This is a genomic window from Pseudomonas sp. GM84, assembly GCF_000282535.1.
Taxonomy (GTDB): domain Bacteria; phylum Pseudomonadota; class Gammaproteobacteria; order Pseudomonadales; family Pseudomonadaceae; genus Aquipseudomonas.
On the sequence record NZ_AKJC01000208.1, the window covers coordinates 1 to 16023 of the forward strand.

Here is a 16023-nt window from a genome sequence, read left to right on the forward strand (position 1 = left end):
CTCGGCTACCGCCTGCCAATGTTCGAGGATGTAGCGCCGGGTCGAGCCATCCAGCGCGCTGCCGCCGCTGCGCAGGCCGCCCAGCACCAGCCGGGTCGGCACGCCTGCATCACGCGCCTGGGCGATCAGGGCCGCGGCCACCGGCGCAAAACCCCAGCACCAGGAGCACATCGGGTCCATCACATAGAGCAGGCGTGCAGTCATGCATCAGGCCTCGGCTTTGTAGTTGTAACCGATCGGGTGTGGCAGGTTGCGCGCCTTGGCCAGCTCGATCTGCTTCTGCCGGTCGATGGCGCTGCGCCGGGTCTTTTCGCTCAGGCTGTCCCAGCAGTGCGGGCAGCTCACGCCTGGCGAATAGTGCTCGGACGCGCGGTCCTGCACATCGATCGGGTGGCGGCAGGCATGGCACTGGTCGTACTCGCCTTCGCTCAGGTCATGGCGCACCGTGACGCGGTTGTCGAAGACGAAGCAGTCGCCGTCCCAGAGGCTTTCTTCCTGAGGCACTTCCTCGAAGTATTTCAGGATGCCGCCCTTAAGATGATAGACCGCCTCGAAGCCTTCACCGAGCATGTAGCTGGAGGCTTTTTCGCAACGAATGCCGCCGGTGCAGAACATGGCAACCTTCTTGTGCTTGCTCGGGTCGAAGTTGGCCTTGATGTACTCGGGGAACTCGCGGAAGGTCTCGGTCTTCGGGTCGATGGCGCCCTTGAAGGTGCCAATGGCCACTTCGTAGTCGTTGCGGGTGTCGATCAGCAGCACTTCAGGGTCACTGATCAGGGCGTTCCAGTCCTTGGGGTCGACATAGGTGCCGACCGCCTGGTTCGGGTCCACGCCGGGCACGCCGAGGGTGACGATCTCTTTCTTGAGCTTGACCTTGGTGCGGTAGAACGGCTGTTCGTCGCAGTAGGATTCCTTGTGGTCGACATCCACCAGGCGCGGGTCGCTGCGCAGCCAGGCGAGCAGGCCGTCGATGCCTTCGCGGGTGGCAGAGACCGTGCCGTTGATGCCTTCATGGGCGATCAGCAGGGTGCCTTTGACGCCGTTGTCGAGCATGGCCTTGAGCAGTGGCTCGCGCAGTTCGACGTAGTCTTCCAGGGTGACGAACTTGTACAGCGCCGCCACGACGATCGGTTGGGACATTTGCGGTGTATCTCCAGGTAGGTGCCCTCGTAAGGGGCGGACCGGGTTTGACATGAAACAGGGGGCTGCTCTGCAGCCCATCGCCGGCAAGCCGGCTCCCACAGGTGCGGCGTGCGCTGTACCTGTGGGAGCTGGCTTGCCAGCGATGGGCCGCACAGCGGCCCCCTTTGGGATGTTGCGGATTGTACCAGAACGACGAAACGGATTCAGTGCCCGCCGCCAGCACACACCGGCGAGGCCGGCGCAGCGCCCACCTGGGCCCACTCCTCGGCGGTGTAGGTGTGGATCGCCAGGGCGTGAATTTCGCCCATCAGCTCACCCATGGTGGCGTACACCTTCTGGTGACGCTTGACGCTGTTGAGGCCCGCGAACTGCTCGCTGACGATCACCGCCTTGTAGTGGGTCTCCTGGCCACGGCTGTGCATGTGGCTTTCGTTGAGCACTTCAAGGTGCTGCGGGGCCAGCGCGGCCAACTGCTGCTCGATGCGTTGCTGCATGCTCATCGGTCGCTACTCACTTCTTGGCCGGGGCGGCCTTGCCAGCGTTGGGGTCGAGTTCCTTGGTCATGTCTTCGAGCAGCTTGTTCACCACCGGCACCGCAGGCTCCAGGCTCTGCTGGGTCAGCTGAGCCGACTGCTGGGTGACCTTGGGCATCTCGCGCAGGACTTTCTTGCCCAGCGGCGACTCGTAGAACTTGACCAGGTCCTTGAGCTCCTGCTCGGTGAAGGTCTGGGTGTACAGGTCGACCATCTTCGGCTTCAGCTTGTTCCAGCCGATGGCACTGTCCAGCGCAGCGTTGGCCTTGGCCTGGTAGCTCTGCAGCACCGGCTGCTTGGAGGACGGCGCCTTGGTCTGGGCGAAACGCTGGGCGAACATCTGCTGGACCTGCATGTACACCGGGGTACCCAGCTTGTCGGCATTGGCCAGGGTCAGGAATTTCTCGGCGGCAGCGTTGTGGCTGGCGGTGGCAGCGAGCACCTGGCCGCTGGCACAGGCCAGGGCGACGGCGGCACAGAGGACACGGAGACGGGTCATTGCATTTCCTTCAAGGAGGGGAGGCGAAACCTCAGAGTAGAGCATTCTGCTCCCGCAAGGGCGCAGCGCTCAAGTAGCACGACGAGCGATTGAACCGCTTGTTCGCATGAGGGCCTAAACTGCTGATTCTGACTGACAAAGGAGTGAACGCAGCATGAGCCGTATCGAGACAGACAGCCTGGGCCCGGTCGAAGTTCCGGAGGACGCCTACTGGGGGGCGCAGACCCAGCGCTCGCTGATCAACTTTGCCATTGGCAAGGAACGCATGCCGCTCGCGGTGCTGCACGCCCTGGCATTGATCAAGAAAGCCGCGGCGCGGGTCAACGACCGCAACGGCGACCTGCCGGCCGACATCGCCCGGTTGATCGAACAAGCCGCCGACGAAGTGCTCGGCGGTGAACACGACGACCAGTTCCCGTTGGTGGTCTGGCAGACCGGCAGCGGCACCCAAAGCAACATGAACGTCAACGAGGTGATTGCCGGGCGCGCCAACGAGCTGGCCGGCAAGGGCCGCGGTGGCAAGGCCCCGGTACACCCGAACGACCACGTCAACCGCTCGCAGAGCTCGAACGACTGCTTCCCTACCGCCATGCACATCGCCGCGGTACAAGCGGTGCACGACAATCTGCTGCCCGCGATAGCCGAGCTGTCTTCCGGGCTGGCCGAGCTGTCGGCACGCCACCACAAGCTGGTCAAGACCGGCCGCACGCACATGATGGACGCCACGCCGATCACCTTCGGCCAGGAAGTTTCCGCCTACGTCGCCCAGCTCGACTATGCCCAGCGCGCTATCCGCGCCACGTTGCCGGCGGTGTGCGAACTGGCACAGGGTGGCACGGCGGTGGGTACCGGGCTGAACGCGCCGCACGGTTTCGCCGAAGCCATCGCCGCCGAGCTGGCCGCCCTCTCCGGCTTGCCGTTCGTCACCGCGCCGAACAAGTTCGCCGCCCTTGCCGGCCATGAGCCGCTGACCAGCCTGGCCGGCGCCCTGAAGACCCTGGCAGTGGCCTTGATGAAAATCGCCAACGACCTGCGCCTGCTCGGCTCCGGCCCACGCGCAGGGCTGGCCGAAGTGCGCCTGCCGGCCAACGAGCCGGGGAGCTCGATCATGCCCGGCAAGGTCAACCCGACCCAGTGCGAGGCGCTGTCGATGCTGGCCTGTCAGGTGCTGGGCAACGACGCGGCAATCGGCTTTGCCGCCAGCCAAGGGCACCTGCAGCTGAATGTGTTCAAGCCGGTGATCATCCATAACCTGCTGCAGTCGATCGAACTGCTGGCCGATGGCGCTCGCAACTTCCAGCTGCATTGCGTGGCCGGGATCGAGCCGGATGCCGAGCAGATGGCCGCGCACCTGGAGCGCGGGTTGATGCTGGTGACGGCGCTGAACCCGCATATCGGCTATGACAAGGCGGCGGAGATTGCCAAGAAGGCCTACGGCGAAGGCAAGACCTTGCGCGAGGCGGCGCTGGAGTTGAAGTACCTGACCAACGAGCAGTTCGATCAGTGGGTGCGGCCGGAGAACATGCTGGCTCCCGGAGGCAAGGGCTAGATTTACTTGTTGTCTGGGCCGGCCCTTTCGCGGGGCAAGCCCGCTCCCACAAGTTCACTACAAGACTCCAGTGTTGTGATGAACTTGTGGGAGCGGGCTTGTCCCGCGAAAGGGCCATCAAAGGCAATCAGGCAACCCTGGCCATGCGCGCCCGCCACCCCGCCACCAGCGAAGGCCCCACCGCCACCAGCGTCGACCCCAGCACCACCGTCACCGCCCCCACATACCCCAGGGCATTGATGTCCTCGGCATGCACATAGTCAGGCCACACCCAGGCCGCCAGCGCTACCGCAACGAACGTCACCAGCGGCGTCATCGCCAGCGTGGCACTCACCCGCGAGGCCTCCCAGTGCGCCAATGCTTCGGCAAAGGCGCCATAGGCCACCAGGGTATTGAGGCAGCAAGCGAGCAGCAGCCAACCCTGCAGCGGCGTCAACTGCAGCGCCTGCAGCGGATGTACCCAGGGCGTCAGCAACGCGGCGCAGCCCAGGTAGATCACCACCATCACCTGCTGCGAATGCCACACCGTCAGCAGCTGCTTCTGGCTCAGCGCGTAGAACACCCAGATGCTGGTCGCCAGCAAAATGGTCAGCACACCCGTGGTATAGGTGCCCAGTGAGGTCAGCAACTCTTCCAGACGCTGGTTGAAGAACAGGCCGAAACCGCCCAGCAGAATCAACAGACCGATCCCCTGCCCCAGGCTGAAGCGCTCCTTGAACACGAACACGCTGGCCACCAGCAGCAGCACCGGGCCGATCTGCACCACCAGTTGCGCGGTGCCCGGACTCAGCAGGTTCAGGCCGATCAGGTACAGCACGTAGTTGCCCAGCAGGCCGAACACGGCGACCACCAACAGGCCCTTGCCCTTGGCCGGCAATTTGCCCACGGCCGGCAAGCGCCGCTTTACCCCCAACCAGCAGAACAGCAGGCCGCCGGACACCAGCAGGCGGTACCAGGTGACGGTCACCGGGTCCATCACCTGCAATACCTGCTTGAGCTTGATGGGCAAAATGCCCCACAGCAGCGCGGTGAGCAGTGCCAGGAACAGGCCATAGACCCAGCGGCCGGAAGTCTTGTGCATAACGTCCTCGATCGAACCCGGGGTGGGGGTGCCTGGATTCTAAGGACTTCAGGGAAAAATGCCGGGAAAAGAATTCATCTGTTCATTCCCCGACGGCATGTCAGGGCTATTTCTTGTGCTTGGCGAACGCCGCTTCCAGTGCATCGTTGATGGTGCGCAACACCTTCACCCGGGCCCAGCGCTTGTCATTGGCTTCCACCAGGGTCCACGGCGCGATCTCGCTGCTGGTACGGTCGACCATGTCGCCCACCGCATCGACATACAGGCCCCACTTGTCGCGATTGCGCCAGTCGTCCTCGGTGATCTTGTAGCGCTTGAACGGGATCTGCTCACGCTCCTCGAAACGCTGCAGCTGGGTCTGCTGATCGATCGCCAGCCAGAACTTGACCAGCACCACACCGGCGTTGACCAACTGCTCCTCGAAGTCGTTGATCTCGCTGTAGGCGCGCATCCAGTCACTGGGCGTACAGAAGCCTTCGACCCGCTCCACCAGCACCCGCCCGTACCACGAGCGGTCGAAGATGGTGAACTTGCCGCGTGCCGGGATATGCCGCCAGAAACGCCACAGATAGGGCTGCGCGCGCTCCTCTTCGGTGGGCGCGGCAATCGGCACGATGCGGTATTGGCGCGGATCGAGCGCCGCCGCCACGCGGCGGATCGCCCCGCCCTTGCCGGCGGCATCGTTGCCCTCGAAGGCGGCCACCAGGGCATGTCGGCGCATGTGCTTGTGCCGCAGCAGGCCAGCCAGGCGGGCCTGCTCGGTCACCAGTTGCTCCTGGTAGTCCTGCTTGTCCAGGCGCAAGGTCATGTCCAGCGCGCCCAGCAGGTTGCGCTCGTCGATGCTGCGGCCCAGCGGCGCGATATTGCCCTGGTGCTTGCCCTTGGGGTTGACGGCCAGCGCCGCCTGCAGGCTGTCCAGCAGGATGCGACCGACCGCCAGGCTGCGGTAGTGCGGGTCGACCCCTTCGACGATGTGCCACGGCGCATAGTCGCGGCTGGTACGGCGCAGCACGCGCTCGCCGAAACGCACGACGCGGTCGTAGGTTTGCGATTGCTGCCAGTCCAGCGGGCTGATCCGCCAGCTGTGCAACGGGTCGTCCTTGAGCGACTTGAGGCGATCCTTCATCTGCCGCTTGGACAGGTGGAACCAGAACTTGATGATCAACGCGCCTTCATCGCAGAGCATCTGTTCCAGGCGCTCGGCACCGGCGATGGCCTGGTCGAGCACGGCATCCTTGAACACTCCGTGCACCCGCCCCTGGATCATCTGGCTGTACCAGTTGCCGAAGAACACGCCCATCCGCCCCTTCGGCGGCAATGCCCGCCAGTAGCGCCAGGCCGGTGGCCGGGCCAGCTCCTCGTCGGTTTGCTGGTCGAAGGTGAGCACATCGATCATGCGCGGGTCCATCCACTCGTTCAGCAGCTTGACCGTCTCACCCTTGCCAGCGCCTTCGATGCCGTTGATCAGCACGATCACCGGGAAACGTGCCTGCTGCTTGAGTTCGTACTGGGCTTCGAGCAGCGCCTCGCGCAGGGCGGGCACTTCGGCCTCGTAGGTGTCCTTGTCGATGCTGTGACCGATTTCCGCGGATTCGAACATGCTGGGCTCCTTCATTGGATTAGCAAGACTAGCGGATTTTTGTGCGGGTCTGTAATGGCCCTATCGCCGGCAAGCCGGCTCCCACAAGGTTCAGCGCCCCCCCTGTGGGAGCCGGCTTGCCGGCGATAGGGCCGCCATGACCAGCGCAAATCCACCAGATGACATAAAATCCGCACATCCGCTGCAACCGAGCCAACCATGTCCACCCTCCTCCAGCACGCCCAGATCGACTGGGATGACCAGGGCCGCCCTCATTCGCGGCATTACGACGACGTCTACTTCTCGAAAAACGAAGGCACCGAGGAAACCCGCTACGTGTTCCTCGAACAGACCCGCCTGCGCCAGCGCTGCAGCGAACTCGCGCCGCACGCCTGCCTGGTGATCGGCGAAACCGGCTTCGGCACCGGCATGAACTTCTTCTGTGCCTGGCAGCTGTTCGCCGAACACGCCCCAGGCGACGCCCGCCTGCATTTCGTCAGTGTCGAGAAGTACCCACTGGGTGCCGATGACATGGCCCGCGCCGTGCGCCTGTGGCCGGAACTGGCCGCCTTCACCGAGCCCTTCCTCAAGCAGTACGTGGCGGTGCACGCAGGCTTTCAGCAGTTCACCTTCGACCACGGCCGGGTCACCCTGACCTTGCTGATCGGCGATGTGCTGGAACAGTTGCCGCAACTCGACGCTTGCATCGACGTGTGGTTTCTCGACGGCTTCGCCCCGGCGAAGAACCCCGACATGTGGACACCCGCCCTGTTCGCGCAACTGGCGCGGCTGTCCCGTGCCGGGACCGCGCTGGGCACCTTCACCACAACAGGCTGGGTTCGACGTGGGCTGATCGAGGCCGGTTTCACCATGAAGAAGGTGCCTGGCCTGGGCAAGAAATGGGAGGTGATGAGCGGGGAGTACACCGGTCAGCCTTCAGCCGCCATGGCCGCGCCATGGTATGCCCGGCCAGCCCCGATCGAAGGGCCGCGCCAGGCGCTGGTGATAGGCGCCGGGCTGGCCGGCAGCGCCAGCGCCGCCAGCCTGGCCGCGCGCGGCTGGCAGGTATTGGTGCTGGAACGGCACGACGCACCCGCACAGGAAGCCTCGGGCAACCCGCAGGGTGTGCTCTACCTGAAACTTTCCGCCCATGGCACGGCCCTGTCGCAGATGATCCTGTCCGGCTTCGGCTACACCCGGCGCCAGCTCGAACGGTTGCAAAAAGGCCGCGACTGGGATGCCTGCGGGGTGCTGCAGCTGGCCTTCGACAGCAAGGAGGCCGAACGGCAGGCCAAGCTCGCCGAGGCCTTCGACAGCGGCCTGCTGCGTGTGCTGGAGCAGGCTGAAGCCGAGACGATTGCCGGCGTGACACTGCCTGCGGGCGGCCTGTTCTATCCCGAAGGGGGTTGGGTGCACCCGCCCGCTTTGTGCCAGGCACAGCTGCAGCACCCGAATATTCAGGTGCAGGTCCATCGCAACGTGGTGGAACTGCGTCGAGCCGACGGCCTCTGGCAGGCCTGGGATGGCGAACAGTTGCTGGCCAGCGCACCGCTGGTGGTACTGGCCGGCGCCGCCGATGTGCGCCGTTTCGAGCCGTGCGCGCAATTGCCACTCAAGCGTATCCGCGGGCAGATCACCCGTCTGCCGGCCACCGAGACAAGCCGCGAACTGCGTACCGTGGTCTGCGCCGAGGGTTATGTGGCGCCACCACGGGGTGACGAACATACGCTGGGGGCCAGTTTCGATTTCCATAGCGATGACCTGGCGCCCACCGTGGCCGAGCACCAGGGCAACCTGACGTTGCTGGACGAAATCTCCACCGACCTGGCCCAGCGCCTGGGCACGGCAGAGCTCGATCCTGCGCTACTGCAGGGGCGCGCGGCGTTTCGCTGCACCAGCCCGGATTACTTGCCGATCGTCGGGCCGGTTGCCGATCCAGGGGCGTTCGTCGAAGCCTATGCCGTGCTGGGCAAGGATGCGCGGCAGGTGCCCGAGGTGTCCTGCCCTTGGCTGCAAGGGCTGTATGTGAACAGTGGGCATGGTTCGCGAGGGTTGATCACGGCGCCGCTTTCAGGCGAGTTGATTGCGGCGTGGGCCAGTGGTGAGCCATTGCCGTTGCCGCGGGCGGTGGCCGAGGCCTGTCATCCGAACCGGTTTGGGCTGCGCAGACTTATTCGCGGCAAGTGATGTGTTCAGAGCGTAACTGCGCCGCGCAAGCGGCGCTCAATCGCTGGCCCAATCAAACCCAGACTGCATCCCAGTGCGGATAATCGCCTACACGTTTTGCCAACCCGGCTCTTATCGGATTGGCGATGATGTATCTGGAGACTTTGACGATGTCTTCCTCCCGCCTCAGGGCGCGATCATGAAAGCCGGCTTGCCAAACTGGCACACTCTTGACGCCGGCCTTGCGCAAGGCCAGTCCAGATCTCGATTTGAAACGCTGCATTAAAGTCCCAAGCGTCACGCTCTTCAACTCAATCAACCAATGCACATGGTCGGGCATGACTACCCAGGCCAACGACTGACAGCTGTTTTCATGATCGGCTTGACGCAGATGCTTGATTACTAATCGTGCTCGGCGGAAATCGGCAAACAGAGGATGGCGTCGATACGTGACTGAGGTCAGCAGATAAAGCCTGCCGGGCTCAGAACACCTACCGTGGCGGAGTAAACAACCTTTGTGAGTAGTCATGTGATCATCCTTGGTAGTGACAGGGCACTTAGCAGGGTAATCACGTGCCGACTTGATTAGAGGGTGATTAGGGTTTCGAGATGTGAAGCTAGTGGGGCACGGCGAGGGATCGGGTCGGGGCAGACAGGGTTCGTCACCATCTCTCTAGCGTCCTTGAGATCGAGCGCCGCCCGCGCGGCGCATCGCGAGCAAGCTCGCTCCTACATTTGTTGCAACGTACCTATGCCTGATAGGTCATGGTTGCCAGCCTTGTTGGTACGACGCGATATCTCGGCGGGCGCCAAAAAGCGAACAACCATGGCCTGACAGACCGTGGCACGCTGCAACAAATGTAGGAGCGAGCGTGCTCGCGATGCGCCGCGCGGGCGGCGCTCGATCTCAAAACCCCCACCAACCAAACGCCATGGCCACCGGCATATAACAGATCGATCTAAAACTCTCACAAATCACCTAGGTCAGTTCCTTACAGGTGCCCTAATCCGGGGCACTGATTCCCCAACGGAAAAACCGGTAAGGACCTATGTGCGGATTAGCAGGAGAGTTGCGTTTCACCCCTATCGACCAAGCCCCTCGCCCGGCGGACCTCGCCGCGGTAGAGCGCATGACCCATCACCTGGCACCACGCGGGCCAGACGCCTGGGGCTTCCATAGCCACGGCCCGATCGCCCTCGGCCACCGACGGCTGAAGATCATGGACCTGTCCGACGGCTCGGCCCAGCCGATGGTCGACAACCCCCTGGGCCTGTCACTGGCCTTCAACGGCGCCATCTACAACTTCCCCGAACTGCGCCAGGAGCTGCAGGCGCTGGGCTACACCTTCTGCTCCGACGGCGACACCGAGGTGCTGCTCAAGGGCTACCACGCCTGGGGGGCGGCCTTGCTGCCCAAGCTCAACGGCATGTTCGCCCTGGCCATCTGGGAGCGCGACAACCAGCGCCTGTTCCTGGCCCGCGACCGCCTTGGCGTCAAACCCCTGTACCTGTCGCGCAACGGCGAACGGCTGCGCTTTGCCTCGACCCTGCCCGCGTTGCTCAAGGGCGGCGACATCGACCCGATGATCGACCCGGTGGCACTCAACCACTACCTCAACTTCCACGCCGTGGTGCCCGCCCCGCGCACCCTGCTGGCCAACGTGCAGAAGCTCGAACCCGGCACCTGGATGCGCATCGACCGCCACGGTGAAGTCGAGCGTCAGACCTGGTGGCAACTGCACTACGGCCCCAACCCGGACGAGCGCGACCTCGACCTGGAAGGCTGGACCACCCGCGTGCTGGACGCTACCCGCGATGCCGTGGCCATCCGCCAGCGTGCGGCCGTGGACGTCGGCGTGCTGCTGTCCGGTGGCGTCGATTCGAGCCTGCTGGTCGGCCTGCTGCGGGAAGCAGGGATGGATGACCTGTCGACCTTCTCCATCGGTTTCGAAGATGCCGGCGGCGAGCGTGGCGACGAGTTCCAGTACTCCGACCTGATCGCCCGTCACTACGGCACGCGCCACCACCAGTTGCGCATTGCCGAAAGCGAAATCATCGAACAGCTACCGGCGGCCTTCCGCGCCATGAGCGAACCGATGGTCAGCCACGACTGCATCGCCTTCTACCTGCTCTCGCGGGAAGTGGCCAAGCACTGCAAGGGCGTACAGAGCGGCCAGGGCGCCGACGAGCTGTTCGCCGGCTACCACTGGTACCCGCAGGTGGACGGCGCCGAGGATGCCTTTGGCGCCTACCGCGACGCCTTCTTCGACCGCAGCCATGCCGAGTACCGCGACACGGTGCAGGCGCCGTGGCTCTTGGAAACCGACGTGGCCGGCGATTTTGTCCGCGAACACTTCGCCCGCCCCGGCGCCCCGGATGCGGTGGACAAGGCGCTGCGCCTGGACAGCACGGTGATGCTGGTCGACGACCCGGTCAAACGGGTCGACAACATGACCATGGCCTGGGGCCTGGAGGCGCGCACGCCGTTCCTCGACTACCGCCTGGTCGAGCTGTCGGCGCGCATCCCGGCCCGCTTCAAGCTGCCGGACGGCGGCAAGCAGGTGCTCAAGCAGGCCGCACGGCGGGTGATCCCCCACGAGGTGATCGACCGCAAGAAAGGCTACTTCCCGGTGCCCGGCCTCAAGCACTTGCAAGGCGCCACGCTGGACTGGGTGCGCGAGCTGCTGACCGACCCCAGCCAGGACCGTGGGCTGTTCAACCCCGCCATGCTCGACCGCCTGCTGAGCAACCCGCATGGCCAGCTCACCCCCCTGCGCGGTTCCAAGCTGTGGCAGTTGGCGGCGCTGAACCTGTGGCTCAGCGAACAAGGAATCTGACCGATGAAAGCCCACGAAATCGCTTACGGCCAGCGCCTGCTGCGAGGCCAGGTGCCGTCCTACGAGCGCCTGCAAGCCCAGCTGGCTGGCGACGGCAGCGAGCCCCACGACCAGCCGCGTGCCCTGCACTGCGGCTGGGGCCGCCTGCTGATCGGCCACACGTACCCGGATGCAGCGAGCCTGGCCGAGGCGCTGCAGCAAGAGCAACCGGGCGAGCGCGACATTGCCTTGTACGTGGCCGCGCCCCAGCAAGTGTTGGCCCAGGCGCCCCACCAGCTGTTCCTCGACCCGTCCGACACCCTGCGCCTGTGGTTCACCGATTACCGCCAGGCGCAACGGGTGTTCCGCGGGTTTCGTATCCGCCGCGCGCAAACCGACGCCGACTGGCAAGCGATCAACGGCCTGTACCAGGCCCGCGGCATGCTGCCGGTGCAGCCCGAGCGGATCACCCCGCGCCACCTCGGTGGCCCGGTGTACTGGCTGGCCGAGGACGAAGACAGCGGGACGGTGATCGGCAGCGTCATGGGCCTGAACCACAGCAAGGCGTTCGACGATCCGGAACACGGCAGCAGCCTGTGGTGCCTGGCCGTGGACCCGCAGTGCACCCGCCCCGGTGTCGGCGAAGTGCTGGTGCGCCACCTGATCGAGCACTGCATGAGCCGGGGCCTGGCCTACCTCGACCTGTCGGTGCTGCACGACAACCGCCAGGCCAAGCGCCTGTACAAGAAGCTGGGTTTTCGCAACCTGCCGACCTTCGCGGTCAAGCGCAAGAACGGTATCAACCAGCAGCTGTTCCTTGGCCCCGGCCCGCAAGCCGGGCTCAACCCCTATGCCCGGATCATCGTCGACGAAGCCTACCGACGCGGCATCGAGGTGCAGGTCGACGACGCCGCTGGCGGGCTGTTCACCCTCAGCATTGGAGGGCGCCGGGTGCGTTGCCGCGAATCGCTCAGCGACCTCACCAGCGCCGTCAGCATGACCCTCTGCCAGGACAAGCGCCTGACCCAGCAGGCCCTGCACAACGCCGGCCTGCGGGTACCGGTGCAGCAGCTGGCTGGCAATGCCGACGATAACCTGGCCTTTCTCGACGACCACGGCGCGGTAGTGGTCAAGCCGGTGGACGGCGAGCAAGGTCAGGGCGTGGCGGTGAACCTGACGACCTACGAAGCAGTCAGCCAGGCCATCGACCAGGCCCGGCGCTTCGACAGCCGGGTGTTGCTGGAGAGCTTCCACCCCGGCCAGGACCTGCGCATCGTGGTGATCGGCTTTGAGGTGGTGGCTGCCGCCATTCGCCACCCGGCCCAGGTGGTAGGCGACGGCAAGCACAACGTCAAGGCGCTGATCGAAGCCCAGAGCCGACGTCGCCGGGCCGCGACCGGGGGCGAAAGCCGCATTCCGCTGGACGAGGAGACCGAGCGCACCTTGCGTGATGCCGGCCTCGACTACGCCAGCGTACTGCCCGCCGGCCAGCGCCTGGCCGTGCGCCGTACCGCCAACCTGCATACCGGCGGCACCCTGGAAGACGTGACCGAGCGTTTGCATCCGGTGCTGGCCGACGCTGCCGTGCGCGCGGCACGGGCGCTGGATATTCCGGTGGTGGGGCTGGATTTGATGGTGCGCGATGCCGAAAGCCCGGAATACGTGATCATCGAGGCCAACGAACGGGTTGGACTGGCCAACCATGAACCGCAGCCAACCGCCGAGCGCTTTGTCGACTTGCTGTTTCCCCATAGCCGGGCGTTGGCGTGAATCAATCACGGCCTCTTCGCGGGGCAAGCCCGCGAAGAGGCCGGCAAGGAGTAACCATGTCTGCACAACACCCAGAACCCGATCTCGACTACCTCAAGCGCGTGCTCCTGGAGATGCTCGCGATCCCCAGCCCGACCGGCTTCACCGACACCATCGTGCGCTACGTCGCCGAACGCCTGGACGAACTGGGCATCCCCTTCGAGTTGACCCGCCGCGGCACCATTCGCGCCACCCTCAAGGGCCGGCAAAGCTCCCCCGACCGCGCCGTCTCGGCCCACCTCGACACCATTGGCGCCAGCGTGCGCCAGCTGCAGGACAATGGCCGCCTGGCCCTGGCGGCGGTCGGCTGCTGGTCGAGCCGCTTCGCCGAAGGCAGCCGGGTCAGTGTGTTCACCGACACCGGCGTGTACCGCGGCAGCGTGCTGCCACTCATGGCCAGCGGACATGCCTTCAACACGGCCATCGACCAGATGCCGGTCAGCTGGGAGCACGTGGAGGTGCGCCTGGATGCCTACTGCACCACCCGCGCCGACTGCGAAGCCTTAGGCATAGCCGTCGGCGACTTCGTCGCCTTCGACCCGCTGCCGGAGTTCACCGAAAGCGGCCACATCAGCGCCCGCCACCTGGACGACAAGGCCGGTGTCGCGGCGTTGCTGGCCGCACTCAAGGCCGTGGTGGAGAGCGGCCGACAGCCGCTGATCGATTGCCACCCACTGTTCACCATCACCGAGGAAACCGGCTCCGGCGCTGCTGCCGCCCTGCCCTGGGACGTCAGCGAGTTCGTCGGCATCGATATCGCCCCGGTGGCGCCCGGCCAGGCCTCCAGCGAACACGCCGTCAGCGTGGCCATGCAAGACTCCTCGGGGCCGTACGATTACCACCTGTCGCGCCACCTGCTCAGACTGGCCGGCGACCAGGACCTGCCGGTGCGCCGGGATGTGTTCCGTTATTACTTCAGCGATGCCCATTCGGCCGTCACTGCCGGGCACGACATCCGCACCGCGCTGGTGGCGTTCGGCTGCGATGCCACCCATGGCTACGAGCGCACCCACATCGACAGCCTGGCCGCGCTCAGCCGCCTGCTGTCGGGTTATCTGCTCAGCCCGCCGGTATTCGCCAGCGACTCGAACCCGGCCAATGCGTCGCTTGAGCGCTTCAGCCACCAGCTGGAGCACGATGCGCAGATGGAGAGCGACACCCGGGTGCCGGCGGTGGACAGCCTGGTGGGGAACAAGGGGTGAGCAAGGGGGGGCGGGTTTCGCGTAGCATTGACGGATTCTTCTACCAAGCCGAACGCTGCCATGTTGATTCCTTACGACCAATTGCAAGCTGAAACCCTGACCCGCCTGATCGAGGACTTCGTGACCCGCGACGGCACCGACAATGGCGACGACACACCGCTGGAAACCCGTGTGCTGCGGGTGCGCCAGGCGTTGGCCAAGGGCCAGGCGTTCATTCTGTTCGACCTGGAGAGTCAGCAGTGCCAGTTGCTGGCCAAGCATGATGTGCCGCGCGAGTTGCTCGACTGATCTCACGGGCCCTATCGCCGGCAAGCCGGCTCCCACAGGTACCCCACTGAACTTGAGAGCAGTGGGGTACCTGTGGGAGCCGGCTTGCCGGCGATAGGGCCATTACAGACAAACTCAGGCCAATTTGGCCTTACTCGCCTCCCCCGCCTTGATCCGCTTGTACACCTCGGCCCGATGCACCGTCACCTCGCGCGGCGCACTCACACCAAAACGCACCGTGCCCTCTCGCGTCTCCACGACCTTGATCTGGATGTCGTCACCAATGGTGATGACTTCGCCCACTTCGCGCCCTATGACCAGCATGCTTCACTCTCCGACAACAGGAAAAAACCGGAGATTGCATGTGGATATTCAGCAACTCAATGCTTCCACTAAAAATCAGAACCGTCCTACGTAGGCAGGTAAAATTCCCTACAGATTCTTCCCACAATCAACGTGTCTGCGCCTTGGCACGCATCTTCACGGCCATGTCCGCCATCTCGTCATACAGCCGCTCCGGCGCCTGCCGTTTGAGCTGCCAAGCCTGGCGCCCGGCCTCGTGCGGGAGAATCAGGAACTCGCCTGCGGCCACCTGCTGGTGGATGTAATCGGCGATATCGGTCGCACTGATCGGCGAGCCCTCCAGCAATTTCCCCACCTGGGCCTTCATCGCCGGGTTCGGGCCCCGGAATGAATCGAGCAGGTTGGTCTGGAAGAACGACGGGCACACCACATGCACGGCCACTTCCACCTGGCGCAGCTCGACCAGCAGGCTTTCCGACAGCGCCAGCACCCCCGCTTTGGCGACGTTGTAGTTGCTCATGCCGGGCCCCTGCATCAGCGCGGCCATGGACGCCACGTTGACGATGCGCCCCTTGCTGCGTTCGAGCAGCGGCAGGAAGGCCTTGCAGCCCTTGACCACGCCCATCAGGTTGATCGCGATCTGCCAATCCCAGTCCTCCAGCGACAGCTCGGCGAAGAATCCGCCCGAGGCGACCCCCGCGTTGTTGACGATCACATCGATGCCGCCGAACTTCTCCTCGCAGGCCTGGGCCAAGGCGGTGAGCTGGCTGTAGTCGCGCACGTCGCAGCGCTGCACGAAGCCCTCGCCGCCCGCTGCACGCACGAGGTCGAGGGTTTCCCGCAGGCCGGCTTCGTTGACATCGGCCAGCGCCAGGCGCCAGCCCTCGCGCGCCCAACGCAGGGCGATCTCGCGGCCGAGGCCGGATCCGGCGCCGGTGATCATGATGCGATTGTGCATGGTGGCAGGCCTTGTTCTGGTGAGATTGAGCGAAGTCTAAACAAGGCCACGGGGGCTGGCAGGGTCGATCAGGTTAGTGAATGGGGGAGCATGACTCTGTCCCGGCCCTATCGCCGGC

Annotated in this window: 14 protein-coding genes and 1 pseudogene; 6 read left to right on the forward strand and 9 right to left on the reverse strand. The window is 64.9% G+C overall.

Features of this window, described 5'->3' with window-relative positions:
* The 4 genes and pseudogenes from PMI38_RS17280 to PMI38_RS17295 all read right to left on the reverse strand — a co-directional run.
* Positions 1-204, reverse strand: a pseudogene (locus tag PMI38_RS17280) (DsbA family protein); the annotation flags it as partial.
* A 3-nt stretch (positions 205-207) separates the two neighbouring features.
* Positions 208-1140: an oxygen-dependent tRNA uridine(34) hydroxylase TrhO gene (trhO, locus tag PMI38_RS17285; RefSeq protein ID WP_008096492.1), complete on the reverse strand. Its 933-nt coding sequence runs from the start codon at positions 1138-1140 to the stop codon at positions 208-210.
* 206 nt (positions 1141-1346) lie between these two features.
* Entirely contained in the window at positions 1347-1643 is a 297-nt protein-coding gene (locus tag PMI38_RS17290; RefSeq protein WP_008096493.1) for a BolA family protein, read from the reverse strand.
* 10 nt (positions 1644-1653) lie between these two features.
* Positions 1654-2175 carry a DUF2059 domain-containing protein gene (locus tag PMI38_RS17295; protein WP_008096494.1) on the reverse strand — a complete coding sequence of 174 codons (522 nt, stop codon included), beginning with the start codon at positions 2173-2175 and terminating at the stop codon, positions 1654-1656.
* Between the two features lie 154 nt (positions 2176-2329).
* Between PMI38_RS17295 and PMI38_RS17300 the strand changes: the two genes are divergently transcribed.
* Complete coding sequence (locus PMI38_RS17300; RefSeq protein ID WP_008096495.1) at positions 2330-3724, forward strand: class II fumarate hydratase; 1395 nt, start codon at positions 2330-2332, stop codon at positions 3722-3724.
* Positions 3725-3851: 127 nt separating this feature from the next.
* Here PMI38_RS17300 and PMI38_RS17305 read toward each other — a convergent pair whose 3' ends face one another.
* Together PMI38_RS17305 and pap are read right to left on the reverse strand one after the other, a co-directional pair.
* A complete protein-coding gene (locus PMI38_RS17305) occupies positions 3852-4805 on the reverse strand; it encodes a DMT family transporter (RefSeq protein WP_008096496.1) in 954 nt (317 codons plus the stop codon).
* A gap of 106 nt (positions 4806-4911) precedes the next feature.
* Entirely contained in the window at positions 4912-6405 is a 1494-nt protein-coding gene (pap, locus tag PMI38_RS17310) for a polyphosphate:AMP phosphotransferase (RefSeq protein ID WP_008096498.1), read from the reverse strand.
* Positions 6406-6603: 198 nt separating this feature from the next.
* Here pap and mnmC point away from each other — a divergent pair, with 198 nt between their 5' ends.
* Positions 6604-8571 carry a bifunctional tRNA (5-methylaminomethyl-2-thiouridine)(34)-methyltransferase MnmD/FAD-dependent 5-carboxymethylaminomethyl-2-thiouridine(34) oxidoreductase MnmC gene (mnmC, locus tag PMI38_RS17315; RefSeq protein WP_008096500.1) on the forward strand — a complete coding sequence of 656 codons (1968 nt, stop codon included), beginning with the start codon at positions 6604-6606 and terminating at the stop codon, positions 8569-8571.
* A 52-nt stretch (positions 8572-8623) separates the two neighbouring features.
* Here the strand turns inward: mnmC and PMI38_RS17320 are convergent, their stop codons facing one another.
* Entirely contained in the window at positions 8624-9079 is a 456-nt protein-coding gene (locus PMI38_RS17320) for an REP-associated tyrosine transposase (protein WP_008096501.1), read from the reverse strand.
* Between the two features lie 520 nt (positions 9080-9599).
* Here PMI38_RS17320 and PMI38_RS17325 point away from each other — a divergent pair.
* Genes PMI38_RS17325 through PMI38_RS17340 form a run of 4 tightly spaced genes read left to right on the forward strand, consistent with a single transcriptional unit; the run spans position 9600 to position 14665 of the window.
* Positions 9600-11387, forward strand: coding sequence for an N-acetylglutaminylglutamine amidotransferase (locus PMI38_RS17325; RefSeq protein WP_008096504.1), 1788 nt, complete (start codon positions 9600-9602; stop codon positions 11385-11387).
* 3 nt (positions 11388-11390) lie between these two features.
* On the forward strand, positions 11391-13136 hold the full coding sequence (gene ngg, locus PMI38_RS17330; RefSeq protein ID WP_008096506.1) for an N-acetylglutaminylglutamine synthetase: 1746 nt from the start codon (positions 11391-11393) through the stop codon (positions 13134-13136).
* Between the two features lie 56 nt (positions 13137-13192).
* The gene (locus PMI38_RS17335) at positions 13193-14377 is read left to right on the forward strand and encodes an osmoprotectant NAGGN system M42 family peptidase (protein WP_008096508.1); all 1185 of its coding nucleotides are present in this window, start codon (positions 13193-13195) and stop codon (positions 14375-14377) included.
* A 60-nt stretch (positions 14378-14437) separates the two neighbouring features.
* The gene (locus tag PMI38_RS17340) at positions 14438-14665 is read left to right on the forward strand and encodes a YheU family protein (RefSeq protein ID WP_003252629.1); all 228 of its coding nucleotides are present in this window, start codon (positions 14438-14440) and stop codon (positions 14663-14665) included.
* 114 nt (positions 14666-14779) lie between these two features.
* Here the strand turns inward: PMI38_RS17340 and csrA are convergent, their stop codons facing one another.
* Positions 14780-14968 (reverse strand): carbon storage regulator CsrA, encoded by a 189-nt coding sequence (gene csrA, locus PMI38_RS17345; protein WP_008096510.1) that lies wholly within the window; start codon positions 14966-14968, stop codon positions 14780-14782.
* Positions 14969-15095: 127 nt separating this feature from the next.
* A complete protein-coding gene (locus PMI38_RS17350; protein ID WP_008096512.1) occupies positions 15096-15905 on the reverse strand; it encodes an SDR family oxidoreductase in 810 nt (269 codons plus the stop codon).
* Between the last annotated feature and the right edge of the window lie 118 nt (positions 15906-16023).

Excerpts from the sequence above, each read along its gene's own strand:
- trhO (WP_008096492.1), bottom strand. The coding sequence starts at position 1,140 with ATGTCCCAACCGATCGTCGTGGCGGCGCTGTACAAGTTCGTCACCCTG.
- PMI38_RS17335 (WP_008096508.1), top strand. The coding sequence starts at position 13,193 with ATGTCTGCACAACACCCAGAACCCGATCTCGACTACCTCAAGCGCGTG.
- PMI38_RS17290 (WP_008096493.1), bottom strand. The coding sequence starts at position 1,643 with ATGAGCATGCAGCAACGCATCGAGCAGCAGTTGGCCGCGCTGGCCCCG.
- pap (WP_008096498.1), bottom strand. The coding sequence starts at position 6,405 with ATGTTCGAATCCGCGGAAATCGGTCACAGCATCGACAAGGACACCTAC.
- PMI38_RS17325 (WP_008096504.1), top strand. The coding sequence starts at position 9,600 with ATGTGCGGATTAGCAGGAGAGTTGCGTTTCACCCCTATCGACCAAGCC.
- PMI38_RS17340 (WP_003252629.1), top strand. The coding sequence starts at position 14,438 with ATGTTGATTCCTTACGACCAATTGCAAGCTGAAACCCTGACCCGCCTG.
- PMI38_RS17300 (WP_008096495.1), top strand. The coding sequence starts at position 2,330 with ATGAGCCGTATCGAGACAGACAGCCTGGGCCCGGTCGAAGTTCCGGAG.
- mnmC (WP_008096500.1), top strand. The coding sequence starts at position 6,604 with ATGTCCACCCTCCTCCAGCACGCCCAGATCGACTGGGATGACCAGGGC.
- PMI38_RS17295 (WP_008096494.1), bottom strand. The coding sequence starts at position 2,175 with ATGACCCGTCTCCGTGTCCTCTGTGCCGCCGTCGCCCTGGCCTGTGCC.
- csrA (WP_008096510.1), bottom strand. The coding sequence starts at position 14,968 with ATGCTGGTCATAGGGCGCGAAGTGGGCGAAGTCATCACCATTGGTGAC.
- PMI38_RS17320 (WP_008096501.1), bottom strand. The coding sequence starts at position 9,079 with ATGACTACTCACAAAGGTTGTTTACTCCGCCACGGTAGGTGTTCTGAG.
- PMI38_RS17350 (WP_008096512.1), bottom strand. The coding sequence starts at position 15,905 with ATGCACAATCGCATCATGATCACCGGCGCCGGATCCGGCCTCGGCCGC.
- PMI38_RS17305 (WP_008096496.1), bottom strand. The coding sequence starts at position 4,805 with ATGCACAAGACTTCCGGCCGCTGGGTCTATGGCCTGTTCCTGGCACTG.
- ngg (WP_008096506.1), top strand. The coding sequence starts at position 11,391 with ATGAAAGCCCACGAAATCGCTTACGGCCAGCGCCTGCTGCGAGGCCAG.